The sequence below is a fragment of the Arthrobacter sp. ok909 genome (genome assembly GCF_900104405.1).
GTDB lineage: Bacteria > Actinomycetota > Actinomycetes > Actinomycetales > Micrococcaceae > Arthrobacter > Arthrobacter humicola.
Genome location: NZ_FNJS01000002.1, coordinates 163,405 through 184,230 on the forward strand (window position 1 = coordinate 163,405; position 20,826 = coordinate 184,230).

A 20,826-nucleotide genomic window follows, 5' to 3' on the forward strand; every position below is an offset into this window, starting at 1 on the left:
ATGAACGCAACCACAGCAAGCGGGCGCAAGCAGCCCCTCCTATACCGCCTGCCGGTCATCTCGCACTTCCGGACGAGCGTCGGGCTGCAACGCGGCATGCTCGTCACCGGCCTGGTGCTGGCTGTCCTCTTCCTGCTAACGGCGGCGCTGGCCCCGATCATCGCCCCCTACGGCTTTGCCCAGCTCAGCGACGCGTCCGGGACCTTCCCCGCACAACAGCCCCCCAGCCCTGCCCACATATGGGGCACCACGGTGAGCGGCTATGACGTCTTTTCCCGCGTGATCTGGGGCGCCCAGACGGCGTTCGTCGTGATCGTCGTCGCCGTCGTGATGTCGATCTTCCTCGGCGTCGCGCTTGGCCTGCTCAGCGGTTACTTCGGCGGCTGGCTGGACCGGACGCTCGTGGTGATCGCCGACGCGATCTACGCTTTCCCGTCGCTCCTGCTGGCCATCGTGATGTCAATCGTCATCAACCACGGCCAGTCCAGTTTCTGGGGCGGCATCGTTGCCTGCTCCATCTCCATCTCGGTGGTGTTCGTCCCGCAGTACTTCCGCGTCATCCGTGCCGAGACCATCCGGCTGAAGGCAGAGCCGTACGTCGAATCAGCCAAGGTGGTCGGTGCATCCAGCATCCGCATCATGGGCCGCCACATCTTCAAGAACGCGACCCGCACGCTGCCGCTGATCTTCACGCTGAACGCCTCCGAGGCGATCCTGACCCTGGCGGGGCTCGGCTTCCTGGGATTCGGCATCGAACCGTCCTCCGCCGCCGAGTGGGGCTACGACCTCAACAAGGCCATAGCTGACGCCTCGTCGGGCATCTGGTGGACGGGCGTCTACCCCGGTACGGCCATCGTCTTGACCGTTCTCGGTCTGACCCTCGTCGGTGAGAGCATGAACGACCTCAACGATCCACGGCTCAGGGGCCGCAAGAAAGCCGGAAGCAAGAAGGCTCCCGCTGCCCCCGCCACGCAGGCCGCTCCTGAAGCAGAATCGAGCAGTTCATGACCACCAACATCGACCGGCCGCGCACAGGCTCCGGCCCCGTCCTGGACATCGACCACCTCAAGGTCACGTTCGCAACCGACAGCGGCGACGTCTTCGCCGTCAAGGACGTCAGCCTTGAGGTCAACCCCGGCGAGGTCCTCGCCATCGTTGGCGAATCGGGATCCGGCAAGACTGTGACGGCCAAGACCATCCTGGGGCTCCTGCCGGAAACGGCAACCAGCCAGGGCGCTGTGCTGATCAACGGCAACAACGTCATCACCGTCAGCGCGGCCAAGCTGCGGCAGATCCGCGGCCGCGACGTCGCCATGGTGTTCCAGGAACCGTCCACGGCACTCAACCCGGTCTACACCGTGGGCTGGCAGATTGCCGAAGGCATCCGGGCGCACGCCGACACCAGCGGCCACAAGATCTCTGCCAAGGAGGCCAAGGCGCGAGCCGTCGAAGCCCTCCGCAAGGTGGGCATCCCGGACCCCGAGACACGGGTCAACTACTACCCGCACCAGTTCTCGGGCGGCCAGAAGCAGCGCGTCGTGATTGCCGCCGCACTGGCCCTGAACCCTGGCCTTATTGTGGCCGACGAGCCGACGACCGCCCTGGACGTCACCGTCCAGGCGGAGATCCTGGAACTGCTGCGGGACCTGCGCGACAAGTACGGAACGTCCATCGTGCTGATCACCCACAACATGGGCGTTGTCGCCGACCTCGCCGACCGCGTGGTGGTCATGTACCAGGGCGACGTCGTGGAGGAAGCATCCTCGCGGGTGCTGTTCGCCCAGCCCAGGGAGGACTACACCAAGAAGCTCCTGGCAGCCGTCCCGCACCTGGGCCGCAATTCCGCGTCCGAAGGCATGACGGAACGCGCCCACCAGGGCGGCAAAGTGCTGGTCGAGGCCAAAAACCTGACCATCGAGTATCCGGGACGGCTGGGCACCCCGGCCTTCAAGGCCGTCGACGGCGTCAGCTTCACCGTGTCCGAAGGCGAAGTCTTCGGCCTCGTGGGGGAGTCGGGCTCCGGCAAGACCACGATCGGCCGGGCGATCGCCGGCCTCAACCGGACCACCGGCGGCAGCCTCAAGGTGCTGGGCTACGAAATGCTGAACTTCAAGGAGCGCACCTTCAAACCGCTCCGCAAGGAGATCGGCTTCGTGTTCCAGGACCCGGCCGCCTCCTTCAACCCGCAGCTGACCATCGGCGACTGCGTGGCCGAACCGCTGATCATCCACTCCAACCCGAGCCCGGCCGAGGCGCGCAAGCGGGTGGGTGAGCTGCTCGAATCCGTGCAGCTGCCGGCGTCGTACGCTGACCGGTTCCCGCATGAACTATCCGGCGGCCAGCGCCAGCGCGCCTCCCTGGCACGGGCGCTCATCCTGAACCCGAAGCTGCTCATCGCCGATGAGCCGACCTCGGCCTTGGACGTCTCCGTGCAGGCCGTGGTACTTGAACTGTTCAAGGAGATCCAGCAGCAGTTCGGCTTCGCGTGCCTGTTCATCAGCCATGACCTCGCCGTCGTGGACATGCTCTCCCACTGGGTCGGCGTGCTCTACAAGGGCAAGATGGTGGAGCAGGGCCTCGGCAACCAGGTGATGGGCAACCCGCAGCACGACTACACGAAGAAGCTCATCGCCTCGCTGCCCGTTCCGGATCCGGACGAACAGGCCAGGCGGCGCGAGGCCTTCCGGGCTGTGCTGCACAGCTAACCGCGGAAGCTTTTCCGGCCGGACCGCTGCCAGCCGGACCGGTTCCCCGCCCGCAGGAGACACCACCAATGGACATGCCCGCCGTTCGCCACGAACGGTGGGCATGTCCATTTTGTGTCCGGCTTTGTGCCCCGCTTTGTTCATGACCTTGTGTTCGGCTTGGGCGGGGTTCTTTGCCCGCCAGTTTGCCTCCCTCGTTGCCTGCCTTCTCGCCTGTCTGTTTGCCTGTTCGTTGCCTTCGGCCCGTGCCTGCAACGGTGCTTAACAGCAGAAAGCATTAGCCGCCGTGCCCCTAGACTGGGTCAATGACCGAGCAGAACCTCAATCTTCCTGACACCGATTCCTACGACCCGGCGGCAAGTTCCCTGGCCGGTTCGGTGGATCCTGCGGTGATGGCGGAGCTGTTGTCGATCCGCTCCAGCATCGACAACATCGATGCCACCCTCGTTTTCCTCCTCGCCGAGCGCTTCAAGGCCACCCAGAAGGTCGGCTTCCTCAAGGCCGCGCACAAACTTCCCGCCGGGGACCCCGGCCGTGAAGCGGCGCAGATCGCCCGGCTGCGGCACCTCGCCGCCGAGGCCCATCTGGACCCGGCCTTCGCGGAGAAGTTCCTGAACTTCATCATCGGCGAGGTCATCCGCCACCACGAGGCCATCGCCGAGGACCACCAAGCAGCCGCCCAGGCCTCCGGCCCGGCGGACGCCGACCGCACCGCAAACGCCTAGCCATGGCCGCAGCAGCGTTGCCCGCCCCCGGCCAAGTCACCGCGACGGGCCTGGGTCCGTGGCCCGGCGAGGACCCGGCCGAGGCCGCCCGCATCATCCGCGGTGAACTGGGCAGCCCTCACCTGCCGTTCCTGGCCGAGCTTCCCGACCGCGGCGTCGGCTCCGATGCCCTGGGCCGCACCGCATCCCTGCTTGTGGAACTCGCCGTCGACGTCCAGCCACACGGGTGGCGGCTCGTTGACCGTCCTGGCAAGGACCTGCAGCGGGCGAAATCGGCGTTGTCCACCGACATTAACGTCCTGGCGGACGTAATCGGGGCCGAGGAAGTGCCCTCAGACGATATCAAAATCCAGCTGCGCGGGCCGCTCAGCCTGGCCGCCGGCCTCCACCTCCACAACGGGGAGCGGGCACTGATTGACTACGGCGCCCGGCGCGAGATTGCGGAATCGCTCGCAGCCGGCGTGGAAGGCTACCTCAAGCGCGTGGCCGCGGCCACCCCGGGTGCCCGGATCGTGGTCCAGATCGACGAGCCGGACATCGCCTCCGTGCTGGCCGGCACCATTCCGACCGCCAGCGGGTACCGGACGCTGCGCTCTGTGCCAGGCCGGGAGGTCACCGAGTCCTGGCAGCTGGTGATCGACGCCCTCCGCGCCGCGGGCGCCGTCGAAACCGTGGTGGCCGTCTCCGAGGTCGAGGCGCCGTTTGAGCGGATCCTGGCGGCGGGCGCGGACGGAATCGCCGTCCCGCTCCGGGCACTGACCTCGCGCCAGTGGGAACAGCTCGCCGGCGCCGTGGAGGGCGGCAAACGGCTCTGGGCCGGGGCACTGGACGTGGCGGACCCCGCCGCGGCGCTGCCCAAGGTCCGCGACGTCGTGGAAAACGTGTGGCGGCCCTGGCGGCAGCTGGGTCTTCCCGCATCCACGCTGGGCGCAATCAGGGTCACGCCGTCGGAGGGGCTGGCACGGCACTCACCCGCCGCGGCAACCGCGGTCCTGACCCGGCTGACCCAAGTGGCGGACGGGCTCAACCAGCTCGCGCTCGGCTAGCAGCCCTCCGGGACTACTGGAGCTGGCGGAACTGCCGGGTCAGACCCTGCTCTCCCAGCCGTCCGGGCGGGCATACCCGGGCAGGTAGCCCGGCGCCGTGGCACCTGCAGTGTAGGGCTCGAGCTGGTAGTCGAAATGGCCGGCGTACACCAGCACCAGGCCGAGCTGGGGCTGGATCACCTTGACCTGGATGCGGTGCCGGCCGCCGTCCTGCGGCTCCCACCACTGCTCGGCATAGGCCTTGGCGTCGAGGGCGGCTGGCAGCGGAATCCGCAGCGGTCCCAGGAACACGCGGGACGCCTCGGACACGCCGCGGAGCCGGCCTTCCGGCGTGACGCTGAGGTTGAGGTCCGTGACGAGCCGCCGGAACCGGCCGATATAGTCCACCAGTCCCGGCCTGCTCCCGGAGTCGTCAAAGCTCGTCGTGTCGTGAAACAGCCGGGTGGTGCCCGGGAAGAAGATTTCCCGCCGGGCCGTCAGGCTTGACCTGCCGAACGGGTCAAGGTGGGCGTGGTTCTCGATCCGGAAACGAACGCCCTCGCCGTATTCGGGGAAGAAGGCCTGCTCGCCGGCGGTGAGCCGCAGGAGGGGGCGCAGCCAGGCCTGGCGGCAGCCGACGACGTCGAACACCCCCTCACCGACGCCGTAGTGGCCGGATCCCGGCGCGAGGGAGAAGTACGCTTGGAGTTCCGGCTGCAGTCGGGCAAAGTCACTGCCCAGGGCGCGCTCATAAATGGGGGTGTTCACGGGTTCCTCCTGCGGTCCGGGGCCGGTTCACTGGGCCTGTCCACAGCATGCAGGACAACGCGGCAATTGTCACAACGGTCGGGCGCACCGGCGTGGTCCCGGCAGCCGCGGCACGCCCGCCTGCGCCATGCCGGAGAGCCGTCCGATACGACAAAGAGAATTCAATGGGGGAATATATAACTATGAAGGCACGCATTCTGGTAGTGGATGATGACGAGGCGCTCGCCGAGATGATCGGTATTGTGCTGCGCAATGACGGCTTTGAACCCGTTTTTTGCGCCGACGGTGGACAGGCGCTGGACGTGTTCCGCTCCTCCAAGCCGGACCTCGTCCTGCTTGACCTCATGCTGCCAGGGATGGACGGCATTGAGGTCTGCCGCCAGGTCCGCGCCGAATCTGACGTGCCGATCGTGATGCTGACCGCCAAAGCGGACACGTCGGACGTCGTCCGCGGCCTCGAGTCCGGTGCCGATGACTACGTGCCCAAGCCGTTCAAGCCCGCCGAACTCGTGGCCCGGGTCCGGGCACGGCTCCGTCCGGGGGACCAGAAGGCCCCGGAAACCCTGCGGATCGCCGACGTCACGATCGACGTCGCCGGACACCTGGTCAGCCGCGGCAACGACCGGATTTCCCTGACGCCGCTGGAATTCGACCTGCTCGTCGCCCTTGCCCGCAAGCCGTGGCAGGTGTTCACCCGTGAACTTCTCCTTGAGCAGGTCTGGGGTTACCGGCACGCCGCCGATACCAGGCTGGTCAATGTCCATGTCCAACGGCTGAGGTCCAAGATCGAACGCGACCCCGAAGCCCCCGAAGTTGTATTGACGGTCCGTGGTGTCGGCTATAAAGCAGGTTCCTGAGCCTGCGGACCGCAGCGTCGCACAGGCCGCCGGGCCGGAATCCGGGCACGACACGACTCCGGACATGACGAGCGGCGAAGCGCCCGCTAAGTCGTCCGCATCTCATGAGGCCGCACCGGCCGTGCCGGAATCTGCTGTGCCTGAATCCGGCGAGCCTGAATCCGGCGAGCCTGAATCCGGCGAGCCTGAATCCGGCGAGCCTGAATCCGGCGAGCCTGAATCCGGCGAGCCGGAATCGCCGCCTGCGGGTCCCGGCAGTCGGGGACCGTGGCGCGGGCTCGCCTTCCGGACCCGGCTATGGGCCAAACGCGCGAGGATCGTTGGCGTCCGGGTGGGGCGCCTGGTCCGCACCGGGGCCGGCAGTCTCCTGCCCGGCATCCGGTACCTGCTCCGCGCGGTACAGCGGAAATGGCGGCGTTCGCTGCAGTTCCGGACCGTCCTGACCACGCTCCTGCTGGCCATCGGCTCGTTCGCCGTCGTGGGCGCCTACCTGTCCAACCAGATCGCCAACAACCTGTTCCAGGAACGGCTTGCACAGGCCGAGTCGGAGACCCGCTACAACGTCAAGCAAGTCCAGGACACGTTCGACGGCGCCCAGGTCACCGACCAGTCCAGCGTCATCACCCTGGTCTATGACACCCTGAACGCCGTCGAAGGCCGCGGTTCCGTGATTCAGCGGCGCTATGTCTTCGAAGCGATGCCGGAGCAGACCAAGCCGCGCAACCGCTGGGTCGAATCCCGGGCCTCGGACCAGCTCACCATCGCGGTCATCCCCCCGGAGCTCCGCAAGGCCGTGCAGGACTCGGGCAAGGACCAGTACTGGGCGTCAACCCAGTTCCCCGTGGGGACCGAGGACCGGCCCGGCATTGCGGTCGGCAACAAGGTGACCTTCAACGGCACCGTCTACGAGCTCTACCTCATCTATGACCTCAACACGGCGCAGAAGACGCTGGACGAGATCCAGAACGTGCTGCTGGCCGGCGGTGCCCTGCTGGTCCTCATGATCGGCGGCGTCGCCTGGTACGTCACCCGGAACGTGGTGAGCCCGGTCAGCCACGCCGCCGTCGTCTCCGAAAAGCTCGCCGCCGGGCAGCTGCAGGAGCGCATGGTGGTCAAGGGCGAGGACGAGGTCGCCCGGCTCGGGGCCTCGTTCAACCACATGGCGGCAAGCCTCCAGGAGCAGATCACCCAGCTGGCCACGCTCTCGCAAATGCAGCAGCGGTTCGTCTCCGACGTGTCGCACGAGCTCCGCACCCCGCTCACCACGGTGCGCATGGCCGCGGAGGTGCTCTATGACGCCCGCGAGGACTTCGACCCCATCAACAAACGCTCCGCTGAACTGCTCTACAACCAGGTGGAACGGTTCCAGTCGCTCCTGGCGGACCTGCTGGAAATCTCCCGCTTTGATGCGGGCGCCGCCACTCTCGACGCCGAACCCACGGACATCGTCCAGCTCGTCGCCCACGTCATCGAGGGAGTGGCGCCCGTCGCCGCCGAATACGGGTCCGCCGTCACCCTCAACGCACCGGCCGGCAGCATCATCGTCGACATGGACGACCGCAGGATCGACCGCATCTTGCGCAACCTGGTCCTGAACGCCCTTGAACACGGCGAGGGCCGCCCGGTGAACATCTCCGTGGCCGCCAACGACACCGCGGTGGCCGTGGCCGTGCGGGACCATGGAATCGGCATGACGCCGGCCGAGGCCGCCCGCGTCTTCGACCGCTTCTGGCGTGCCGACCCTGCCCGCGCCCGCACTACGGGCGGCAGCGGGCTGGGACTGTCGATCGCCGCCGAAGACACCAAGCTCCACGACGGCTGGCTGCAGGCGTGGGGGAGCAAGGGCAACGGGTCAAACTTCCGGCTGACCCTTCCCCTGCGCCGCGACGAGCCGATCACCCGGTCTCCGCTCCAGCTTGAACCGGTCAACGTCGGGCTCCCGGGGCCTGGCAGCCAGCGGACAGTGCTGCTCCTGGACCGGCCGCAGGCCGCCGCGGTGCCGGCTGCAGATACACCGGCAGGAACACAGGGCAAACCTGACGGCGGAACCGGCGCCGACGACTTCACGGCGGACGGTCTGGCTGGCGACGGCTCTGCCGGCGTCGGCGGGGCGAGCCCGGGCGGCGGTGCGGCCGGTTTCCGGAGCCGTGGAACGGAAGGCAGGGCATGAACAGTGTTTCCATTTCCGGCAAATTCACCAGGGTAGGGGCGGCGCTGCTGGCCGTCGTCCTGCTGCTGTTGACCTCGTGCGCCCAGATTCCGCGCTCCGGCCCGGTGGGCAAGAGCAAGGATGAGAGCGCCGGAAACCCCAATGCCCCCGTGTTCTTCCCGGCAGCGCCGCGTCCGGGCGCAGGGCCCGAGGCGGTCATTGAGGATTTCTACCTGGCCGGAAGCGGCTATGAAGACGATTACGCCGTCGCCCGGCAGTACCTCACCCAGGCGTCATCGGTGACATGGAAGCCGGACCAGCGGGCGCTTGTTTTCCGGAAGGCCTCGGTGGTGGCCACCGGCGTCGAAAACGTCTTCAATTACCAGCTCGACCTCGCCTATTCGGTGGACGCCGACGGCGTGGCGACGCAACTTCCCGAGGGCACCACCGAGAACATACCCGTCACGCTGACCCAGGTGGACGGCGAGTGGCGGATCTCGGATCTCCCGGACGGCACGGCGATTCCGGAAGAGACCTTCAAAGTCATCTACGGCGCCTACCCGATCTACTTCTACGACCCCACCTTCACCTACGCCGTGCCCGATGTCCGGTGGTTCATCCGCAAGAAAACCGTCAAGGCCATGACGAGCGCACTGCTCGGCGGCCCGGCCCCCTACCTCAAGGGCGCCGTCGTCAGCGCATTCCCGTCGGGCATCAAGCTGGCGCGCGAGTCCGTGCCCGTGGTCTCCGGCGCCGCCCAGGTGGATCTCACGGCCAAGGACCTCGTCGACGCCTCCAACGAGGACCGGCTGCGGATGCAAACCCAGCTGGCCCTGACGTTCCGCAGCCAGCCGGATGTCATCAACGTCGAGCTCCGGGCCAACCAGGATCTGGTGCGCGTCGAAGACAACGGAACGGTCCTGCCTCCGGTCCGCGACGAAAGCGTTCCCGGCTATCAGATCGCCGTCAGCAACAACGACCTGGTCCGGTACGAGAACAACCGGCTTTCACCCCTCCCGGATATCCGGTCCGTCGCGGCTCTATCGCCGCGGGCGCCGGCGGAATCCGCCGAGTCACAGGCCGCTGCGTTCCTCAACGCCGACCGCACCACGCTGTACTCGATCGTTCCGGGCCAGCCGGCCAGGGCCCTGACCACGCGGGCCACGCTCTCCAGGCCCTCGTTCGGCCGGTACGACTGGGTCTGGACCGCCGGGCCGGGCGCTGCCGGCGCCACCGAAGTGGTTGCCTTCCGGCCGGTCGGTGTGGCGGAGAGCGGCAGCGTACCCACCGTGACCCTGACCCCGGGATGGCTTGCCGGCCGGACCGTCAAGGAGTTCCGGATGTCCCGGGACGGCACGCGTGCATTGGTCATTTCCCAGCAGAACGGCAAGAGCCTGGTCCAGATCACCGGGATCATCCGGAACACGGACGGCACCCCAAGGGATCTGACCGTACCCCTGACGCTTCTGACGCCCCGGGATCCGGACCAGGGCGTGTGGGTGGATGACACCACGGTCGCGGTCATGAAGGCCTCCGCCAGCGACGCCGTCACTCCCGAGTTGTTGTCCCTGACCTCCACCCAGCCGCAGCAGCTGGCGCCGTGGCCCGGGCTGACTGCCCTCAGCGCAGGAAACGGGACATCGGAGATCTACGGCCAGTCCGCGGAAGGGATCTTCCAGCGGCTCGGCAACGGCTGGTCGCCGCAGCTCAAGGGCCCCATCGACCCGTCTTTCCCGGGCTGACCACGGGTGTGAGAGCGCCGGGGTTGTCCACATAGCCTCCCGCGGTGCTTCCGGCGCTGGCGTCCATGGTCCAGGATCGGAAGATGAGCACTCACACGCCCCATGGTGGCGGAAATGTCGAGGGCGGAAATGCCGGGGAACGCGATGAGGTGCCGGCCCGCGGCAGACCCCCACGCGCGGGGCACAATCCCGGCCGGCGACCGGTCGCGGATCCGGACCTGGCCCCGGCTGCACCGACACCGGCAAGGCACCGCGGCGTGTACGCGCGGCCGCTGGCGCGGCTGTCCGACCGGACCGCCTCGGCTGCGGCAGAGGTGCTCGCCCTCGCCATCCCGGTGGAGTGCGTCTGCTGCGGTGCGGAAGACTCTGCACTTTGCGGCGGCTGCGCCCGGCAGTTGCGCCTGCTGACGCTCAGGCCGTTCCGGGCCGAGGCCCAGGCGCCGGCCCTGATGGACACGGACGGCTCCGTGCTGCTGCCCGTGGTGGCGGCCGGGGCGTACCGGGCGGAGCTCGCGCAATGCCTCCTGTCCTTCAAGAGCCACGGCCAGGCGCGGCTGGCAGGCGAGCTGGCGCGGGGCCTGGCCCGGGCCCTGCAGGCCGCTGCAGGGCCGGTGGAGGGCCTCGTCCTGGTCCCCGTGCCGACCAGCGGTGCCGCCTTCCGCAGGAGGGGGTTCAGTCCCGTTCACCTCCTGCTCCGCCGGCTCGTTCGCGGCGATGAAATCCCCGGGTTCACCGTCGCGGACGTACTGCGGAAAACCGCGCGGCCCGCGTCGGGCCCGGGAACCCCGGAGCTTTCACTTCGGACCGTAATGAACGGGTTGGGGCGGGCCGGCGGACAGAAGGGACTGGGCCGGGGTGCCCGCTCCCGGCGGGTGCGGGGAACCATGCGGGCCAGGGCAGGGCCGTGGTCTCCGGTAGTCGTGGGACGGACGTGCATCGTCGTTGATGACGTGCTGACCACCGGCGCCACTGTGGCCGAGGCAGCCCGTGCGCTGCGGGCAGCAGGGGCCCTTGTAGGCGGTGCCGTTGTGCTGGCCGCGACACGCCCGCCGGCCGCCGCCGACGGTGATGCCTCCGGCCCCGCCGTGGCGGGCTCGACCGGCGTGAAGTAAAAAAATAAACCGGAAAAGGATGAATAACAGGTTGCTATGAACTAACGTCGAAGATGGGTACCAAGAACAGATGTACCTGTCGATAGCGGCTCGGAAAGGGGCTCGACTGTCAGTCAGATCGGCCCCCGGGAAGTACCGCCGTCGTGTCACCGAAGTCATTTGGAGGGCACCATGGAGTTCATGATCAGCGGACGCAACTTGACGGTCTCGGACCGGTTCCGCGAATATGCCGACGAGAAGATCTCAAAGATCGCCTCGTTGGGAGACAAGGTCCAGAGGGTAGACGCGAAGGTCACCAAGGAGACCAAGGCCCGCCAGACCGCAGAATCGCTCACGGTTGAGTTGACAGTCTTGGGACGCGGCCCCGTAATCCGCGCTGAAGCGAGTGCCGCCGACAAGTTCGCTGCCTTCGATCTCGCTTACAACAAGCTTCTTGAACGCCTGCGCAGGGCCAGGGACCGTAGAAAGGTCCATCACGGCCGGCACACCCCGAAGTCCGTTACTGAGGCGACGGCAACGCTGGAGCCCGCAAGCCCCAACGAACCCCTGTACGTTGAGGCGGCAAATCAGCAGGAGGCCCCTGTCCCGGCTGCAGAGAAGTCGCCCTATGAGGTCGAGAACGACATTCCGGCCGGCGATTCGCCCGTCCTGATCCGCCGGAAGGTGTTCCCCGCAGCCCAGCTCACGCTCGATGACGCCGTGGACAATATGGAACTTGTGGGGCACGACTTCTACCTTTTCGTGGACAAGGAGACCAAGGCGCCGTCGGTCGTATACCGGCGTGACGGCTGGACCTACGGGGTCATCTCCCTGGACCAGACCTGCGAGCCCGGACACTCAAGTCTGGAAGAAAAGATCCTCGCCTACCGTTCAGAGGATGAGCCCGCCACCGCATAAGCTGGTGCAGACCATCCGACGAAGGGACTGACGTGCAAGCATCGCTGAGCCTGGCACAGGCACGGCGGATCGCATTGGCAGCCCAGGGATTGGACAAGGAACGGCCCGCCGGACCCGTGACAGCACGGGCGGTGGGCCGTACCTTTGCCCGGCTGCACCTGGTCCAGATCGATTCCGTCAACGTGGTGTCCCGCAGCCACTTCCTGCCGTTTTTCTCCCGGCTGGGCAACTACGACCGTGCCATCCTGCAGCACATGGCGGGGACCCACCCGCGCCGGATGATGGAGTACTGGGCGCATGAAGCCTGCTTCATCCGGCCGGACCACTTCCACGATCTCGTGCAGTGGCAGAACCGCACATGGGTGGGCGCCCACGCCATGGACCCCGAACTGCGCAACGGCGTGGCGGCTCGGGTGCTGGAAACCCTGGCGGTCGGGCGACCCCTGACCGCCGCCGAACTGACCACCCGGCTGGGCCACGTGGAGGACCGGCAGCGGGACCAATGGGGCTGGAACTGGAATGCCGTCAAAAGGGTTCTGGAGCACCTGTTTGAAGAAGGCCTGGTCTCCGCGGCCTCGCGGACCGAATCGTTCGAACGGCGCTACACCCTCACCGCCAGGGTGCTGCCCGGACCGGGTGGTGAGGACGCGGCCCAAGCACCGGATGCTGCCGCCGCGATGGACCGGCTGATCGATGCAGCGGCCCGGGCCCACGGCATCGGGACCGTGCGGTGCTTCGCGGACTATTTCCGGACGCCGCAGAAAGCCGCCGCCGTGGCCGTCCGGAACCTCGTGGACACGGGCCGGCTGCAGCCGGTCACCGTGGCCGGCTGGGACCGACCCTTATACCGCCATGTGGAGGCGAAACTGCCGCGGTCAGCCACGGGCCGCGCGCTGCTGAGCCCGTTCGACTCCCTCGTCTTCGAACGCCGGCGGCTTCAGGAGCTCTTCGGCTTCCACTACAGGATCGAGATCTACACGCCTGAACCGAAGCGGCGGTACGGCTACTACGTCCTGCCCTTCCTGCTGCGCGACGCGATCGTCGCGCGGGTGGACCTGAAGGCCGACCGGGCCGGGAGCCTGCTTCTGGTGCGGACCGCGCACGCCGAACCAGGCGCGCCGGAGGACACCGCCGTCGAACTCGCCGCGGAACTGAAGCTCATGGCAGAGTGGCTGGGACTGGGCGGGGTGGTTGTCTCGCCAACCGGGGACCTTGCGCCGGCGCTCGCCGAAGCCGTGGCTGCACCGGTAAACAGCAGTATCCGCTGAGAGGGAACAGGCGCCACCGGCCCTGCGTCTCTCCCGTAGACTAAACACGCCAGAATTCGGCAGCTTGAGACTGGGAGCAACTTCACGTGGCATCACTTATCGAAAAACTTCTCCGCACGGGGGACAAAAAAACCCTGCGGCAACTGCGGAACTATGCCGATTCCATTAATGCCCTGGAGAGCTCCTTCCAAACCTTCACGGACGCTGAGCTCCGTGAGGAAACTGACCGTCTGCGCGAACGCCACCAGGACGGCGAGAAGCTGGACGATCTGTTGCCGGAGGCCTTCGCGGCCGTCCGCGAAGCTTCCTCCCGTACCCTCGGCATGCGCCACTTCGACGTCCAGCTCATGGGCGGTGCAGCCCTGCACCTGGGCAACATCGCCGAAATGAAGACCGGTGAAGGCAAGACCCTGGTGGCCACTGCTCCGGCCTACCTCAATGCTCTCACCGGCAAGGGCGTCCATGTGGTCACCGTGAACGACTACCTCGCCGAATACCAGTCTGACCTCATGGGCCGCGTCTACCGCTTTCTCGGCCTGACCAGCGGCTGCATCCTGTCCAACCAGGACCCGGCACTGCGCCGCGAACAGTATGCCGCGGACATCACCTACGGCACCAACAACGAATTCGGCTTCGACTACCTGCGCGACAACATGGCGTGGGACAGCTCCGAACTCGTCCAGCGCGGCCACCACTTCGCCGTCGTCGATGAAGTGGACTCGATCCTGATCGACGAGGCCCGCACCCCGCTCATCATCTCCGGGCCGGCGCAGGGTGACACGAACCGCTGGTACAGCGAATTCGCCAAGGTCGTCACGCGCCTGCAGCCCGAGACTGACTACGAGGTCGACGAGAAGAAGCGCACGGTGGGCGTCCTCGAGGCCGGCATTGAGAAGGTCGAGGACTACCTCGGCATTCACAACCTCTACGAGTCCGCCAACACCCCGCTGATCGGTTTCCTGAACAACGCCATCAAGGCCAAGGAACTGTTCAAGCGGGACAAGGACTACGTCATCCTCGACGGCGAGGTGCTGATCGTCGATGAGCACACCGGCCGCATCCTCGCCGGCCGTCGCTACAACGAGGGCATGCACCAGGCCATCGAAGCCAAGGAAGGCGTCGAGATCAAGGCCGAGAACCAGACGCTTGCCACGGTCACGCTGCAGAACTATTTCCGCATGTACGACAAGCTCGCCGGCATGACCGGCACGGCCGAGACCGAGGCCGCGGAGTTCATGAGCACCTACAAGCTCGGCGTCGTGGCGATCCCGACCAACCGCGACATGCAGCGGATCGACCAGGCCGACCTCGTCTACAAGAACGAGACCGTCAAGTTCGACGCCGTGGTCAAGGACATCGCCGAACGCCACGAAAAGGGCCAGCCGGTCCTGGTCGGTACCACCAGCGTCGAGAAGAGCGAATACCTCTCCCGTCTGCTGGCCAAGGAAGGCGTCCGGCACGAGGTCCTCAACGCCAAGAACCATGCCCGGGAAGCCTCGATCGTGGCCCAGGCAGGCCGCAAGGGCGCCGTCACCGTGGCAACCAACATGGCCGGCCGCGGTACCGACATCATGCTCGGCGGCAACGCCGAGTTCACCGCCGTCGCCGAACTGGCCAAGCGGGGTCTGGACCCCGAGGAAAACTCCGAGGAATACGAGGCCGCCTGGCCCGAGGCTTTCGAGTCCGCCAAACAGGCCGTCAAGGACGAGCACGAGGAAGTCCTCAACCTGGGCGGACTTTACGTGCTCGGCACCGAGCGGCACGAGTCCCGCCGCATCGACAACCAGCTCCGCGGCCGTTCCGGACGCCAGGGCGACCCCGGCGAGTCCCGCTTCTACCTCTCGCTGACCGATGACCTGATGCGCCTGTTCAACTCCGGTGCGGCCGAACGCCTTATGAACAGTTCGGTGCCGGACGACGTCGCACTCGAATCCAAGCTCGTCTCCCGCGCCATCGCCTCGGCCCAGGGCCAGGTGGAAGGCCGCAACGCCGAGCAGCGCAAGAACGTGCTGAAGTACGACGACGTCCTGAACCGCCAGCGCGAGGCCATCTACGGTGACCGGCGCCGCATCCTCGAGGGCGATGACCTCCACGAGAAGGTCCAGTACTTCCTGGAAGACACCATCAATGCGTTCATCGACGCGGCCACGGCCGAAGGCACCGGCGACGACTGGGACTTCAACCTCCTGTGGTCGAACCTCAAGACCCTGTACCCGGTGAGCTTTACGCCGCGCGACGTTATCGACGAGGCCGGCGGCAAGTCCCGCATCACGGTTGACTTCCTGCGGGAAGAGATCCTCTCTGACGCCCGGCTGGTCTACCAGGCACGGGAGCAGTCAATCGGCTCCGAAAGCATGCGCGAGCTCGAGCGCCGCGTGGTCCTGTCCGTGATCGGTCGGAAGTGGCAGGAACACCTCTACGAGATGGACTACCTCAAGGAGGGAATCGGGCTGCGCGCCATGGCGCAGCGCGACCCGCTGGTGGAGTACCAGCGCGAGGGCTTCATCATGTTCCAGGCCATGATGGAGGCCATCCGCGAGGAGAGCGTCGGATTCCTGTTCAACCTCGAGGTCGAAGTGACTCCGGCCGAGGACGTTGTGGTGGCGGACGCCGCCGGCCAGCACACCGAACACCACGAGCCGCAGATCCACGCCGCGGGACTCGAGGCTCCGGAGAAGCCGGCGCAGCTGCAGTACACCGCCCCGGGTGAAGACGGCGCCGCCCAGACCCGGATCGAGGCGAAGGCTTCCGGACGTTCAGGAAACCCCGCCAAGGCTGCGGCGCAGGACATCGGCCGCCGCACCGCGAAGAAGAAACGGCGCTAACAGGCGGCACCAGGGGCGGGCGCCAAGCGCGGTCGCCAGGCGCAGAGGCAAACGCAGGAGGACCGGAACGATTGTTCCGGTCCTCCTGCCGTTGTGCCTCCTTTCCTTGCAAGCCGGGTTTCCGCTTCGAACCGGGCCTGCGTATCGTTCCCGCCCCCAATCGGCGGGTTTCCTGTTTCCGGTCCCCAGCCGGGCCGCTCAGCCGATCTCCAGGACTGTGACGCGCCAGGCCACGGTGCCGCGCTCGAGCCTCAACGCGACCGCGCGGACCCGCGATTCCTCGACCACCACCGCGCTGGCCTCATAGACGTCATCCGACACCCTGCAGGCCCGGACGGACCGGACCGACGGGTTGCGGTGCAGGCGGCCCGCCGTTGGCGAGCTGCCGGAGGCGACCCGACGGGTCAGTGCGGCCCGGTGTTGCAGGGCCGCCAGACACCGGGGGTCCAGCCGGCGGGAGAGCTGCTGCGCGGGCCGCGTGCCGGCCAGGACTTCGATGGCCGCCTGCACTGTGCTGCGGGAGATCGCACAAATCTCATGGGTTTCGTCGACCACGCGAAGGGGCGGGGGGACCGCGGCCAGGCGGGTGGCTGGTGTTGCCGTGCCGGATACAACCCGGAGGGCGGAGGCGGGCGTGGTCGCCGCGGCGGCGCGGATCCCGGTGACTGGATTCATGACGGTTCCTTTGCTGGGGGCTGATGCGGGGTGATCTTTCGGCTGGTGCTGACATGCGGTGCTGACGTGCTGTGCTGACTTGCTGTGGTGACGCGTGATGCGGCGGGTCCCTAGATTCCCGGCGGGAGGACAATGACCTGTCCCGGCCGCAGGAAGTGGGGGTTGGCTCCGATAGCCTCACGGTTGTTCGCATAGAGCTGTGGCCACTCTCTGGCGATGTCGGCGTCGGACGCGAGCGGTCCCAGCGCCGCCGCGGCGATGCTCCACAGCGAATCACCGGACCGGACGGTGACCTCCCTGGCTGCGCCGGGGGTGTCCTGGGTGCGCACGTGCCGTGCCGTCAGGGGGCCGGCATCCACGATCGGGCTGAGGGGTTTCCACCGGGGATCCACCGCGGAACTTACCGCGGAGCCGGTGGCCGGCACCTGTGGCGCCGGGGCCGGGGGCGACGACGGGGCACGATCCGGGACGCCGGCGGGCATCGCGGCGCGGGCGGGCGTCCAGGATACCGAGACTGCCGCCGGGACGGGTAGGCCGGGATCCGGCACGTCATGCGCGGTTGCGGCGTTGGCCATCGGAGCGGTCATGAGCTGCAGGCCAACGGCGGCGAGAACCAGCCGGCGCATGAAGGCCGGGCTGAAGCGGCCCGTGGCGGCCGCCGCGCGGGTCCTGCCAAGACGGTCGAGCAGGGCCGCGGCGACGGCGATGGCGAGGGACAGGACCCACCACGTGATGACGATCAGCCCGGCGGTATTCGCCGCGATCCCCAGTTGGTCCTCGAAGGACAGTGACTGATGGCGCCCGGAGGCCAAGTGCCAGCGTTGGACGAGGAAGCTTCCGGTGGCCGCCAGGAAGACCCCCAGCATCAGGATCACGGCTGCCATGGCCGCGTCGGCCCGGACCGTTTGCCGGGACCGGGGTTGGGGATTCTGTCCTGTTGTCCGGTCCATCTCTCAACCTCCATTCGGCTGCAACATCATTTGATGCATTTTGATGTTGTTTGATGTTATTAAATGAAGTCTGAGCCGCAATGGCCACGTTTGTCTAGATGCAGCCCGCAGCCTGTGGATTGACCGGTGCGGGAGGCACGCCTACGCTGGCGCCATGCGGTGGGACGCCCTGTTTGACGACATGGAGGCACAGCTGGCCGCGCGCCAGCGGCTGGATTTTGAGGCAGAAATAGCAGAACGCGCGCTGGTGGACGCGGCGGGGGTGGAGCTCGCCGACCGGCTGCGCGGTTCCCTGGGACTGGGCATCCGCGTTCACCTGACGTCAGGATCCGCGTTCGAGGGGGTGCTGAGCCACGCGGGCAGCGAAGCCCTGGTTCTTGATGAGCCCCACCACCAGGTGCTCGTTCCCTACGCCGCCGCCGTGCACTATGCGGGTCTTTCGCGGCTGGCGGTGCCCGAACAGTCAAAGGTCCGCCAGCGGCTAGGTCTGGGCAGCGCCCTCCGGGGCCTCGCCAGGAGCCGGGCGCGCGTGACGATTCTTGTCTCGCGCGGGCCGGTGGAGGCGGCGTTCGACGGCGTCATTGACACTGTTGGCCGGGATTTCCTGGATCTGGCCGTGGCCCGGGAGGGCGAGGGCCGGCGTCCGGCGAACGACCGGCAGGCGGTGACCATCCCTTTTGGCGCCCTCGCGGGCATCAGGTCCGTCAGCACCGCGGGCGACTAGCCAACCCTGCGGGGTCAGCTCCCGGCGGACTTCGCTTTGGCCTCTTCGATCATGCGGCTGGCCTCGGCGTAGCGTTCCTGGATGTACTGCTCCAGCATCTTCTCCTCAACACGCCACTGGCCGCGCCCGCCCACCTGGATCGCCTTGAGCTCGCCGCTGCGAACGAGTGCGTAGGCAGCCGGGGAGTTGATCTGGAGCTGCTCGGCAACGTCCGCGAGGGTCAGGAATCGGGGCATGTGTCCATTTTGCCACCGTTGGCGTCAATTGGTGCCGTTATCCACAGTTTGCGCCTGTTTGTCCCTGCATCTTCCCCCCGGACCTCCGGGGCGTAACAATAGGGGTGCCAGGGGTGCCCGGCATTGCGGGAATGGACGGCGGCGACAGGGGGACGCATGAGTGGAAGCGCGGCAGCCGAAGGGGCCCGTTTGAAGAAGCCGTCCTGGAAAGATCCCCGGCTGCTCGTCGGCATCCTGCTGGTCCTGGCATCCGTGGTGGGCGTAGTGTCGCTGGTCGGTGCCGCGGACCAGACTACCGAAGCCTATGCCGCGCGCGAGCCGATCGCCGTCGGCGAGACGCTGACACCTGACAAGCTGCACCGGGTCAAAGTGCGGCTCGGCGAGGTGGAGCAGCACTACCTGACCCCGGAGTCCGGTCTGGATACCGGCCTCGTGGCGGTGCAACGAATCGGCAAGGACCAGTTGCTGCCGCGCGAAAGCGTCGGGCAGCTCGACCGGCTGGACCGCAAACCCGTCGCCGTCACTGTGGAAGAAAGCCTTCCCGCTCAAGCCGCGGCGGGCTCCCGGGTGGATGTGTGGGTTGCCCTGCCGGATTCCCGGAACGGCTTCAGCGAACCTGCCCTGCTCCTCTCCGGCGCCGAAATTTCCCAGATCACCGAGGGGAGTACAGCCCTCGGGTCTTCCCGCTCGACTGTTGTCATGGTGCTGGTCCCGGACGCCCAGATGCCGAAGCTTCTGGGGGCGCAGGCCAACAAGGCCAAGATTGCTGTGGTGTGGAACCCGGGCGGTACCGGGCGATGAGCATACCCGTGGTGACCGTCGGGGACTCACGCGATGATCTGGTGGAAGGCCTGGAACGTCTGCACGGTCCCGTGTCCGTTGTGCGGCGGTGCAGCGAGTTGGCCGAACTGCTGGCCGCCTGCCAGAGCGGCCTTGCCCGCGCCGCTGTCGTCGCGACCGGCAGCGAAGAACTGACGGCCTCTCTCGTTGACCGCCTGTCCGCCGTGGGCGTCGTGGTCATTGCGCTGACCGACAGCCCCGGGGAAGCGGCCCGCCTGCGGACCATCGGCGTGGCAGCAGAAGCCCGCGGGGTTGATGCCGCGGCCCTTGCGGCACGGATTGCAGCGGCCGCGGAACAACTCAGCCGCACGGGAGGGCTGCCGGGACTTGCCGCGCCGGACGGCGACTCCTCCGGCACATCCGCGGGCACGGACGAGACGGCCCGGACCTCCGGAGAGCGCGCGGCGGGCACTCGAGGCCCTGCCGGGACGGGCCGGATCATTGCGGTCTGGGGCCCGGGCGGCGCGCCCGGCCGGACCCTGGTGGCTGCCAACATCGCCGGTGAGCTGGCCGCGGAAGGACAATCCGTGTTGCTGGTCGACGCCGACAGTTACGGCGCCAGCGTGGCCGCCCTGCTGGGACTGCTCGACGAGGCTGCCGGACTGGCCCAGGCCTGCCGGCTGGCCGACCAGGGCCTGCTCGACGCCGATGCCCTGCTCCGGGTCGCCACCACGGTGGCGAGCAAGGCCGGGACGTTTCGGGTCCTCACCGGGATCACGAGGGCGGACCGTTGGACGGAATTGCGCGCCGCGGCGCTCACGCTGGTGCTGGAACGGGCAAGGGAGATCGCGGATGTCACTGTGGTGGACACCGGCTTCTGCCTTGAAGCCGATGAGGAGCTCAGCTTTGACACCGGCGCGCCGCGCCGGAACGCGGCGACCCTGAGGAGCCTGGAAATGGCCGATACCGTCTTTGCCGTCGGGGCCGCCGACTCCATCGGAGTGCCACGGCTGGTCCGCGGCCTGGCCGAGCTCCAGGCGGCCGTCCCGCAGGCATCGCCCCAGGTTGTCATGAATAAAGTCAGGGCCGCCGCCGTGGGGCGTTCGCCGGAACGCCAGCTCAGGGAAGCATGGGCGCGGTACGGCCCCTCGGTGCCGTTGTCGGCGTTCCTGCCCTCAGACCCTGCAGCGAGCGACGCCGCCTTGCTGTCCGGAACACTCCTGCTCGAATCCGCCCCTGAATCTGAGCTCCGGCGTGCAATCGCCAAAATGGTTTGTGCACCTGTCCAGCGAAATAAGAAATCCTTTGGCTTTTCTTCCACAGCACAGCGCCGGGCAAAGAGCTAGGGTCATCGTAAGGGCCGCAAAGAGGCGGCTGTGAACTTCTTT

The 20,826-nt window shown here is 67.4% G+C and carries 18 protein-coding genes; 14 read left to right on the forward strand and 4 right to left on the reverse strand.

Features of this window, described 5'->3' with window-relative positions; genetic code table 11:
* The 4 genes from BLR03_RS02960 to BLR03_RS02975 all read left to right on the forward strand — a co-directional run bounded on the left by BLR03_RS02960 (window position 1) and on the right by BLR03_RS02975 (window position 4,476).
* A complete protein-coding gene (locus BLR03_RS02960; RefSeq protein WP_091249174.1) occupies window positions 1-1,008 on the forward strand; it encodes an ABC transporter permease in 1,008 nt (335 codons plus the stop codon).
* Window positions 1,005-2,705, forward strand: a complete 1,701-nt coding sequence (locus BLR03_RS02965; protein ID WP_091249177.1) for an ABC transporter ATP-binding protein — start codon at window positions 1,005-1,007, stop codon at window positions 2,703-2,705. Before BLR03_RS02960 ends, BLR03_RS02965 begins: the two co-directional genes overlap by 4 nt.
* A gap of 305 nt (window positions 2,706-3,010) precedes the next feature.
* A complete protein-coding gene (locus tag BLR03_RS02970; protein ID WP_091249180.1) occupies window positions 3,011-3,430 on the forward strand; it encodes a chorismate mutase in 420 nt (139 codons plus the stop codon).
* A gap of 2 nt (window positions 3,431-3,432) precedes the next feature.
* The gene (locus tag BLR03_RS02975; protein ID WP_091249183.1) at window positions 3,433-4,476 is read left to right on the forward strand and encodes a uroporphyrinogen decarboxylase/cobalamine-independent methonine synthase family protein; all 1,044 of its coding nucleotides are present in this window, start codon (window positions 3,433-3,435) and stop codon (window positions 4,474-4,476) included.
* Between the two features lie 39 nt (window positions 4,477-4,515).
* Here BLR03_RS02975 and BLR03_RS02980 read toward each other — a convergent pair whose 3' ends face one another.
* A complete protein-coding gene (locus BLR03_RS02980) occupies window positions 4,516-5,223 on the reverse strand; it encodes a DUF4166 domain-containing protein (RefSeq protein ID WP_091249186.1) in 708 nt (235 codons plus the stop codon).
* 182 nt (window positions 5,224-5,405) lie between these two features.
* On the opposite strand from BLR03_RS02980, the gene mtrA reads away from it, so the two are divergent.
* From mtrA to secA, 7 genes are all read left to right on the forward strand, one after another.
* A complete protein-coding gene (gene mtrA, locus BLR03_RS02985) occupies window positions 5,406-6,080 on the forward strand; it encodes an MtrAB system response regulator MtrA (protein ID WP_091249189.1) in 675 nt (224 codons plus the stop codon).
* A 64-nt stretch (window positions 6,081-6,144) separates the two neighbouring features.
* The gene (mtrB, locus tag BLR03_RS02995; protein ID WP_254788136.1) at window positions 6,145-8,250 is read left to right on the forward strand and encodes an MtrAB system histidine kinase MtrB; all 2,106 of its coding nucleotides are present in this window, start codon (window positions 6,145-6,147) and stop codon (window positions 8,248-8,250) included.
* Window positions 8,247-9,971 (forward strand): LpqB family beta-propeller domain-containing protein, encoded by a 1,725-nt coding sequence (locus BLR03_RS03000; protein ID WP_091249194.1) that lies wholly within the window; start codon window positions 8,247-8,249, stop codon window positions 9,969-9,971. The genes mtrB and BLR03_RS03000 overlap by 4 nt, the downstream gene beginning before the upstream one ends.
* A gap of 83 nt (window positions 9,972-10,054) precedes the next feature.
* The gene (locus BLR03_RS03005; RefSeq protein WP_091249197.1) at window positions 10,055-11,083 is read left to right on the forward strand and encodes a ComF family protein; all 1,029 of its coding nucleotides are present in this window, start codon (window positions 10,055-10,057) and stop codon (window positions 11,081-11,083) included.
* Window positions 11,084-11,254: 171 nt separating this feature from the next.
* The gene (raiA, locus tag BLR03_RS03010; RefSeq protein WP_091249201.1) at window positions 11,255-11,980 is read left to right on the forward strand and encodes a ribosome hibernation-promoting factor, HPF/YfiA family; all 726 of its coding nucleotides are present in this window, start codon (window positions 11,255-11,257) and stop codon (window positions 11,978-11,980) included.
* A 32-nt stretch (window positions 11,981-12,012) separates the two neighbouring features.
* Window positions 12,013-13,248 (forward strand): winged helix-turn-helix domain-containing protein, encoded by a 1,236-nt coding sequence (locus BLR03_RS03015; RefSeq protein ID WP_091249204.1) that lies wholly within the window; start codon window positions 12,013-12,015, stop codon window positions 13,246-13,248.
* A gap of 86 nt (window positions 13,249-13,334) precedes the next feature.
* Window positions 13,335-16,073: a preprotein translocase subunit SecA gene (gene secA / locus BLR03_RS03020; protein WP_091249208.1), complete on the forward strand. Its 2,739-nt coding sequence runs from the start codon at window positions 13,335-13,337 to the stop codon at window positions 16,071-16,073.
* A 198-nt stretch (window positions 16,074-16,271) separates the two neighbouring features.
* On the opposite strand, the gene BLR03_RS03025 is transcribed toward secA, so the two are convergent.
* Complete coding sequence (locus tag BLR03_RS03025; protein ID WP_091249211.1) at window positions 16,272-16,748, reverse strand: Rv3235 family protein; 477 nt, start codon at window positions 16,746-16,748, stop codon at window positions 16,272-16,274.
* Window positions 16,749-16,858: 110 nt separating this feature from the next.
* Complete coding sequence (locus BLR03_RS03030; RefSeq protein ID WP_091249214.1) at window positions 16,859-17,698, reverse strand: LysM peptidoglycan-binding domain-containing protein; 840 nt, start codon at window positions 17,696-17,698, stop codon at window positions 16,859-16,861.
* 154 nt (window positions 17,699-17,852) lie between these two features.
* Between BLR03_RS03030 and BLR03_RS03035 the strand changes: the two genes are divergently transcribed.
* Window positions 17,853-18,422: a hypothetical protein gene (locus BLR03_RS03035; protein ID WP_091249218.1), complete on the forward strand. Its 570-nt coding sequence runs from the start codon at window positions 17,853-17,855 to the stop codon at window positions 18,420-18,422.
* 14 nt (window positions 18,423-18,436) lie between these two features.
* Here BLR03_RS03035 and BLR03_RS03040 read toward each other — a convergent pair whose 3' ends face one another.
* A complete protein-coding gene (locus tag BLR03_RS03040; protein ID WP_018775212.1) occupies window positions 18,437-18,658 on the reverse strand; it encodes a helix-turn-helix domain-containing protein in 222 nt (73 codons plus the stop codon).
* A gap of 156 nt (window positions 18,659-18,814) precedes the next feature.
* Between BLR03_RS03040 and BLR03_RS03045 the strand changes: the two genes are divergently transcribed.
* The gene (locus BLR03_RS03045) at window positions 18,815-19,459 is read left to right on the forward strand and encodes a CpaB family protein (protein WP_091249221.1); all 645 of its coding nucleotides are present in this window, start codon (window positions 18,815-18,817) and stop codon (window positions 19,457-19,459) included.
* A complete protein-coding gene (locus BLR03_RS03050) occupies window positions 19,456-20,784 on the forward strand; it encodes a CpaE/TadZ family protein (protein WP_091249223.1) in 1,329 nt (442 codons plus the stop codon). Before BLR03_RS03045 ends, BLR03_RS03050 begins: the two co-directional genes overlap by 4 nt.
* The last annotated feature ends 42 nt before the right edge of the window (window positions 20,785-20,826 follow it).